Source organism: Kitasatospora sp. NPDC056076 (assembly GCF_042266305.1).
Taxonomy (GTDB): domain Bacteria; phylum Actinomycetota; class Actinomycetes; order Streptomycetales; family Streptomycetaceae; genus Kitasatospora.
On the sequence record NZ_JBHJWG010000056.1, the window covers coordinates 51,505 to 58,366 of the forward strand.

Genomic DNA, 6,862 nt, shown 5'->3' on the forward strand with positions numbered 1-6,862 from the left:
CACCAACACCGGCTCCGCTCAAGGGCGTTAGCCTGCCCTCGACCGCCTGCGACCGCCCTCGGCCGTCCGCGGGCGGGCACGGACACCGCGCCCGCCCGCAGGTCTGCCGCCCGCCCGACGGGTCCTGTCAGCGCTGGCCGACGCGTTGCTGTCCGGTCCTGCGGGAGTCGGCGACGATCGGGAAGGCGTAGTCCCGCATCCGGCTCTCGTACACGCCCACGGCCCGGGCCAGGCCCGGGCCCGGGCCGGTCGCGTCGGCCAGGGCGCGGCTGAGTTCGGCGGCGTCGCGGACGGCGGTGTTGGCGCCCATCGCCAGGACCGGGCTCATCGCGTGGATCGCGTCGCCGATCAGCGTCACCGGGCCCGGCTCCCAGGGCGGCACGGGGGCGGAGGTGGAGATGCGCAGCGGGAAGAGCGAGGCGGTGTCCCACCGGGCGAGCAGGCGGTGGACGTCCTCGTGCCAGCCGTCGCCCAGCAGCCGCAGCGCGAGTTCGCGCAGGGCTGCGGGCGGCAGCGTGCGCAGGTCCGCGGGGGCGGGCATCGCGGGGTGGTCGGCGGGTGCGCCGACCATGCACGCGAGGTAGTCGTGGGCCGGGGGCAGGTCGAGGGCGGGGGTCCGGGCCCGGCCGGCCAGGTCGGGCCGGGTGGCGAACTCCACCGGGCCCAGGCCCAGATGGGCCTTGCCCGGGCCGTCGGTGACCACGGTGAAGATGCTCTCGAAGGCCCAGCCCGGCAGGGCTGCGCGGGCCCGCCCGTCCAGCGGGATCCGGCCGTAGACCAGCCGCAGGCCGGCGTCCTCGACCCGGGCCGCGGGCAGCAGGAGCCGGCGCACCGTCGAGTTGACGCCGTCGGCGCCGACGATCAGGTCGCCGGTCGCGGTCCGGCCGTCGGCGAAGCAGGCGGTGACCCGCCCGTCGTCCTCGTGCCGGTAGGAGGCCAGTTGTGCGCCGTGGTGCACCCGGTCGCCCAGTCCGAGGAGCATGATCCGACGCAGCGTCGGCCGGTCGAAGGCGCGCGGGCCGACGCCCGCCGCCTCGAAGCCCGCCGTCGGGTCCGCGGTTCGGCCCGTGGCTCGGTCCGCCAGGACCTCCAGGTGACGGTTGCGGACCGAGACCCGGGCCGGCGGTGCCCCGGCCGTGGCCAGGCAGAGCCCGAACAACTCGGCGGGCAGGCACTGCCGTAGGGCGGTGAGGCCGGGTTCGTCGAGTTGGATGCGGTAGCCCTGCGGTCGGGCCCCGGGACGGGCGTCGCGCTCGTGGACGGTGACGTCGACGCCTCGCTCGCGCAGGCCGTGGGCGAGCGCGAGCCCGCCCAGTCCGGCCCCGATGATGATCACACGGTACGGAAAAAGCACAGTCCTCTGCCTTCGTTCAGGACGACGAAGGAAGCACCGGGTTCCTCGCAGAGGAACGAACACCGTGTGGGGCGCCGCTCAGAAACACCATTCAGGAGCGGATTTTTTCGCGCATTCCAGCCAGCGCCGACGACCGTAGCACACCCCGAAACGGCCCGACCCCGGCCCGACCGCAGTCCGGCCCCGGCCCGGCCCGGGCCCGACCGTTCACGCGGGCCTGGTCGCCCTGCCGTCCAGCCACAGGGTGTCGGAGGCGTCACGGTGCGACCCCGTGGTGCCCACGTGCCGGGCGTCGATCTTCGCGCCGTGCTTGAGGACGTGGACGAGGGCCATGCCGTGGCCGCGGCCCAGTCCGTAGTCCTCCTTGAGCCAGGCGAGGATCACCCCGGCCTTCGTGGCCGGGGCGTCGAAGCCGCGCTGCTCGGCGAGCGCGACGAACTGGCGCGGCGTCAGGCCGGTCCTGGTCTCGATGGTGTCGAGGTACGCCTGGAAGGACATGTGTTCTCTCCTGCTCGTGTCGGTGTGTTCAAGGGGTAGACCGGCCCGGGCGGCGAAACTCATCGCCCGCCGGCCGGGAACTTCCCGGACCGGCCGCGCCGACCGGGCGTCGCCCGGCGGCCCCTCGCGTACACGGGCGTTTGTTAACCCCGGCGGCCCCTCGCGTACACGGGCGTTTGTTAACATCGCGGCCCGCGCGGACACTTGGGGGCCCGCGCACGGGGAGACGGAGCGAGATCCATGAGCGTGCCCACCGAAGTCTCACGGTTCCGTCTGGGCCACCGGACGAGCATGACCCGCACCGAGGGGCTGCGCAGCACGACCTACCACTCGCAGTGGCACCTGTTCCCGCTCGGCGCGAGCCGGCGCCCGGAGTCGGGGTCCGTCGTCCTCGACGCGTACTGCGGCGACTGCCGCCTCCCCATCAAGGTCGTGCTGGAATCCGAGCCGACCGCCGCACAGAAGCAGCGCACCCGCACCACCTCCGGCTGGCTCCTCCTCGCGGCGGGCATCGCCCTCATCGCCGTCGCCTGCCTCATCGGCGGCGGCGGAGCCGTCCCCGGCCTGTCGGGCGTGACCGGCCTGATGGCCGTGCTCATCAGCTTCGCCGTACGCAACGCGGGAAAGACCTACCCGGGCGTCCACCTGGACCGCAACCAGCCCGCCACCAAGGACACCCCGCACCGGATCTTCGTCCACTGACACCACCCGACGGCGCGGGCGGGGACGTCCCGCCCGCCCGCGCGGCGCCCTGTTCCCGTACGTGGGTGAACGACGCCCCGACCGTGCGGGCCGTTTGAGTGACCGATTTGTCACCTTCTGTACTCGGGTGCGCGGTGTGTGGTGCGATGCCGACGTGTAGATCCGGGGGCGGGCGCGGAGACCGACGCCCGCCCCCGGACCCGTGGACGGTCGAAGGGAAACCATGGTGCTCCGCGTGCTGGCCGCGACTGGTGTCGCCACCTCACTGTTCGGCTCGTCGGCCTTCGGCGGCAGCCCGGCCCCGCCCCCACCCCCGCCGCAGGAGCGGGTCGTCATCGACAGCGTGGCGGTCAACGGCACCGGCTGCCCGGAGGGGACGGCCGCCGTCGCCGTGTCCCCCGACAACACCGTCTTCACCGTCACCTACAGCAACTACCTCGCCCAGGTGGGGCCCGGGGCGTCGCCGACCGACTTCCGGAAGAACTGTCAGCTCACCCTTCTCGTGCACGTCCCCAGCGGCTACACCTACGCGATCGTGTCCGCCGAATACCGCGGCTTCGCGTCACTGGCGACGGGCGCCTCCGGCACCCAGCGGGCCCGCTACCACTTCCAGGGCGACCCCCGCACCACCACCGCGACCCACCACTTCAAGGGCGGGTTCAACGGCGACTGGCAGACGACCGACACCGCGCCGGCCGCAGCCCTGGCCTTCGCCCCCTGCGGGGAGGAGCGCAACCTCGACATCACCACCGAACTGCAGGTCGACCGCGGCACCTCGAGCCCGGGCGACACCAGCTTCCTGGAGATGGATTCGACGGACGGCACGGTCAAAACCGTGTACCACCTGACCCTGCGGCATTGTCCATGACCTCCTGACGCCGCGCCCGCCGCCCCCGGGCGGCGGCGCAGCGCCTGAGATCGAGCTCGACGGAACGGCACAGGCTCAGCGCGTCCTGCGGGTCGTCGGCCCGGTGGCCGAACCGGCGGACCAGGCTGCGCCCGGCAGTCGCACCCCTCGCTGCACGAGCCGGGGCACGCCGTACGGCCAGCGCGGACGCGAGCCGCCCGGCTGCGCCCGCACGCCCCTGACGGATCGTCAGCACTGCGGAACGGTGACGCGCAAGTGACCGAAACCGGCGTGGTGCTGGAGGGTGTCGTGGGGCTAGATTTCGTGGGGATCGACCCTGAGACGGGGAAGGAAGGGTCGCCCATGGTGCTGCTGGACAACGACAAGCAGGAGTTGGTGATTCAGGGGTTGAAGGCGGACGACGCACTGAACGCCGAGGTCGGCGATCCCGATTCTGCAGAAGACTCCGACCTCGACCCGGAGTCGGAGTACTGGCGGGACTGGACGGCCATGCTGCGCGAGGCGACCGAACGGGGTGTGGCTGTCCGCCGGGCCCGGATCGTGTCCGAGCCGGTCACCCTCTACACGCGGTACCTGCACGCCATGACGCCGGTCAACACCGCGGCCGGCGAGGACGTTCGCTGGCTGCCGCGCCGCGACGCGTGCGACTTGGCGTTGCCCGGCGCCGACTTCTGGCTGTTCGACGACCGCGTCGTGCGGTTCAACCACTTCACCGGTGACGGCGACTGGGCCGACCCGCGCACCTCCGACACCGAGGACCCCGCCGTCGCGAAGCTCTGCGCCACCGCGTTCGAAGCGGTGTGGGAACGGGCCGTCCCGCACGAGCGGTACACCGTCTGAGCCCGCCCGCGCCGAGCAGACAGCCCATGCCCGCCTCGCCCTCATCCAGTGCCCAGGCCGCCCGCGCCGCGCTCGCCGTCCGGCTGCGCGAGCTGATGCTGGACGCCGGGATCAACAACAAGGAGTTGTCCGCCCGGTGCGGCTGGCACCCCTCCAAGACCTCCCGGATCCTCAGCGGAAAGTCGGCGCCGTCCGAGGCCGACCTGCGCGCCTGGTGCACCGCGTGCGACTCCGCCGACCAGACCGGCGACCTGATTTCCTCGCTGCGCGCGGTGGAGCTGATGTACCTGGAGTGGCGCCGTGTGCACCGCACAGGCATGCGGCAGGTGCAGCAGGAGTCGCTGACCTTGCACCACCGGACCGCGGTGTGCCGGGCCTACGTCTCCAACGTCGTCCCCGGCTTCCTCCAGACCGCCGCCTACGCCACCGCCCTGATGCGCTCGATCACCGAGTTCCAGGGCACCCCCGACGACGTCGCCGAGGCGGTCGCCGCCCGCACCGAACGCGGCCGGCTGCTCCACGACGGCCGCCACCGGTTCGTCATCCTCATCGAGGAGACGGTGCTCCGCTACCGCATCGGCGACGCGGAGACGATGGCCAGCCAACTCGGCCACCTCCTGGCCGTGATGCCGCTGCCGTCGGTCTCCCTCGGCATCATCCCCTTCACCGCGCAGCGCCGGATCTGGCCGCTGGAGGCGTTCTACCTCTTCGACAACGACCAGGCCTGCGTAGAGACCCTGACCGCCGAGGTCACCGTGACCCAGCCCCGCGAACTCGCCGACTACCACCGCGCCTTCGCCGAGCTGGCGAAGCTGGCCGTCCACGGCGCGGCGGCCCGGGCACTCATCGCCATCGCGGTCGACACCCTCGGGTGAATCCCCGCAATCACCCGCAATCGCGTTGAACACGCCCGCGGTGACTCCCTACCGTCGAACCGTCGCCCGCCGTGACAGACCGGACACCCGGTTCCCGGCGGGCGCGCAGCCGTCACCGCCCGCGAGGGAGCGGAGTACCGCCATGGTCTGCCGTCCGGTGCGCACCGCACTGCGCGGATGTGCGCGTTCGCGGCCCGGCGTGGCTCGCGCGGGCCGGGCAGGCCCGCTACTCCTCCCGGCACCGGGAGGCACCATCACAGCGGCGACAAGGGAGGTCGGCATGGATCACGACGGAGGCCACGGCGGCGCGGGTGCGGGTGGCGGTGGCGGCGAGGGGGACGGGCACCCGGGCACCCCGTGGACGCCGCCGTCCGACCCGCCGTCCCCGGACGGCGGCCCCCCGCCCGGGGACGGGGGCCACCGCAAGTGACGCTCGCACCTGAGCAGGAGGACCGCCCGCCGGGGCGGTCCTTCCCCGTCGCCGACGCGTGGACGTCGGCCTTCGACGCCGTCCCGCGCTCACTGTTCCTACCGGACCTGGTCTGGGCCCACGACATGGCCACCGGGAAGAGCCGACCGGTCGACCGGACCACCGACGAGGCCGGCTGGTTGGCGGCGGCCGCCGCGGACATCCCCATCGTCACGCAGTGGGACGACGGCGAACACCGGGGCGCCGAGCCCGGCACCGTACCCACCAGCTCCGCCTCGATGCCCTCCCTGGTCGCCTCCATGCTGGACGACCTCCAGGTGGAGCCGGGGATGCGGGTGCTGGAGCAGGGCACCGGCACCGGCTGGAACGCCGCCCTGCTCGCGCACCGGCTCGGCGACGCGAACGTGACGACGGTCGAGATCGACCCCGGGATCTCCGCCCGGGCCCGTACCGCGCTCACGGGCGCCGGCTACCGGCCGACCGTCGTCCGTGCGGACGGCGAACCCGGCCACCCACCCGGCGCCCCGTACGACCGGATCATCGCGACCTACGGGCTGCGCGAGGTCCCGCGGGCCTGGATCGAGCAGACCCGGCCCGGCGGGCTGATCCTGGCGCCGTTCGGCACCCACTACTCCAACGCCGACGCCCTGGTCCGCCTCACCGTGACCGGCGACGGCGCCGCGAGCGGCCCGTTCCTCCAGCCGGTGGAGTTCATGAAGATGCGCTCCCAGCGCCTGCGCCGGCCGCAGCACCCGCCCGGTGGCGGGAGCGTCGCCGAGTCCACCACCACCGCCGTCCTGCCGCCGCACGGCACGTTCGACCCGTTCCCGCTCGCCGCCAGCCTGCGCCTGCGCGACGTCGTCCACGCGATCCAGCCGCACGACGACGGCGCCCGCACCCTGTGGCTCTACTCCCTCACCACCCCGGCCTGGGCGGCCGCGACCTTCCGCGACGGCGAGGACGCGCACCCGGTCCGCCAGTACGGCGGCCGCCGCCTGTGGGAGGACTTCGAGCGGACCCTCGCCTGGTGGCACGAGGAGGGCGAGCCCGGCATCGCGCGCCTCGGGCTGGCCGTCACCCCGGACGGCTGGCGCGCCTGGCTGGACAACCCCGGCCGGCCGATCCGGTGAGCCCGCCATCACCCGGGACTCGTCCCGGGTGATGGCGGACCGGTTCGGGGCGTCGGGGCGTGGGTCGCGCCCGTCTCCTACCGGGCGGCGGCGCAGCGCCTGAGATCGAGCTCGACGGAACGGCACAGGCTCAGCGCGTCCTGCGGGTCGTCGGCCCGGTGGCCG

General features: G+C 73.6%; 8 protein-coding genes. 6 read left to right on the top strand and 2 right to left on the bottom strand.

The window, feature by feature from the left end; genetic code table 11:
• Positions 1–127: 127 nt before the first annotated feature.
• Both ACFC1T_RS33425 and ACFC1T_RS33430 read right to left on the bottom strand, forming a co-directional pair.
• On the bottom strand, positions 128–1,336 hold the full coding sequence (locus tag ACFC1T_RS33425) for an FAD-dependent oxidoreductase (RefSeq protein WP_375895086.1): 1,209 nt from the start codon (positions 1,334–1,336) through the stop codon (positions 128–130).
• 225 nt (positions 1,337–1,561) lie between these two features.
• Positions 1,562–1,852 (bottom strand): DUF4287 domain-containing protein, encoded by a 291-nt coding sequence (locus tag ACFC1T_RS33430; protein ID WP_375895089.1) that lies wholly within the window; start codon positions 1,850–1,852, stop codon positions 1,562–1,564.
• Between the two features lie 291 nt (positions 1,853–2,143).
• Here ACFC1T_RS33430 and ACFC1T_RS33435 point away from each other — a divergent pair, with 291 nt between their 5' ends.
• From ACFC1T_RS33435 to ACFC1T_RS33460, 6 genes are all read left to right on the top strand, one after another.
• Positions 2,144–2,554 carry a hypothetical protein gene (locus ACFC1T_RS33435; RefSeq protein WP_375895091.1) on the top strand — a complete coding sequence of 137 codons (411 nt, stop codon included), beginning with the start codon at positions 2,144–2,146 and terminating at the stop codon, positions 2,552–2,554.
• A gap of 223 nt (positions 2,555–2,777) precedes the next feature.
• Positions 2,778–3,422, top strand: coding sequence for a DUF4360 domain-containing protein (locus tag ACFC1T_RS33440; RefSeq protein WP_375895093.1), 645 nt, complete (start codon positions 2,778–2,780; stop codon positions 3,420–3,422).
• A 255-nt stretch (positions 3,423–3,677) separates the two neighbouring features.
• Positions 3,678–4,262 carry a DUF6879 family protein gene (locus ACFC1T_RS33445; protein WP_375895096.1) on the top strand — a complete coding sequence of 195 codons (585 nt, stop codon included), beginning with the start codon at positions 3,678–3,680 and terminating at the stop codon, positions 4,260–4,262.
• 26 nt (positions 4,263–4,288) lie between these two features.
• A complete protein-coding gene (locus tag ACFC1T_RS33450; RefSeq protein ID WP_375895099.1) occupies positions 4,289–5,137 on the top strand; it encodes a helix-turn-helix domain-containing protein in 849 nt (282 codons plus the stop codon).
• Between the two features lie 280 nt (positions 5,138–5,417).
• Positions 5,418–5,567 (top strand): hypothetical protein, encoded by a 150-nt coding sequence (locus ACFC1T_RS33455; RefSeq protein WP_375895101.1) that lies wholly within the window; start codon positions 5,418–5,420, stop codon positions 5,565–5,567.
• Positions 5,564–6,697 (top strand): methyltransferase domain-containing protein, encoded by a 1,134-nt coding sequence (locus tag ACFC1T_RS33460; protein WP_375895103.1) that lies wholly within the window; start codon positions 5,564–5,566, stop codon positions 6,695–6,697. Before ACFC1T_RS33455 ends, ACFC1T_RS33460 begins: the two co-directional genes overlap by 4 nt.
• Positions 6,698–6,862 lie beyond the last annotated feature (165 nt).

What these genes read in the sequence shown, in the direction of transcription:
- ACFC1T_RS33430 (WP_375895089.1), bottom strand. Translation starts at nt 1,852, where the DNA reads ATGTCCTTCCAGGCGTACCTCGACACCATCGAGACCAGGACCGGCCTG.
- ACFC1T_RS33435 (WP_375895091.1), top strand. Translation starts at nt 2,144, where the DNA reads ATGACCCGCACCGAGGGGCTGCGCAGCACGACCTACCACTCGCAGTGG.
- ACFC1T_RS33440 (WP_375895093.1), top strand. Translation starts at nt 2,778, where the DNA reads ATGGTGCTCCGCGTGCTGGCCGCGACTGGTGTCGCCACCTCACTGTTC.
- ACFC1T_RS33450 (WP_375895099.1), top strand. Translation starts at nt 4,289, where the DNA reads ATGCCCGCCTCGCCCTCATCCAGTGCCCAGGCCGCCCGCGCCGCGCTC.
- ACFC1T_RS33455 (WP_375895101.1), top strand. Translation starts at nt 5,418, where the DNA reads ATGGATCACGACGGAGGCCACGGCGGCGCGGGTGCGGGTGGCGGTGGC.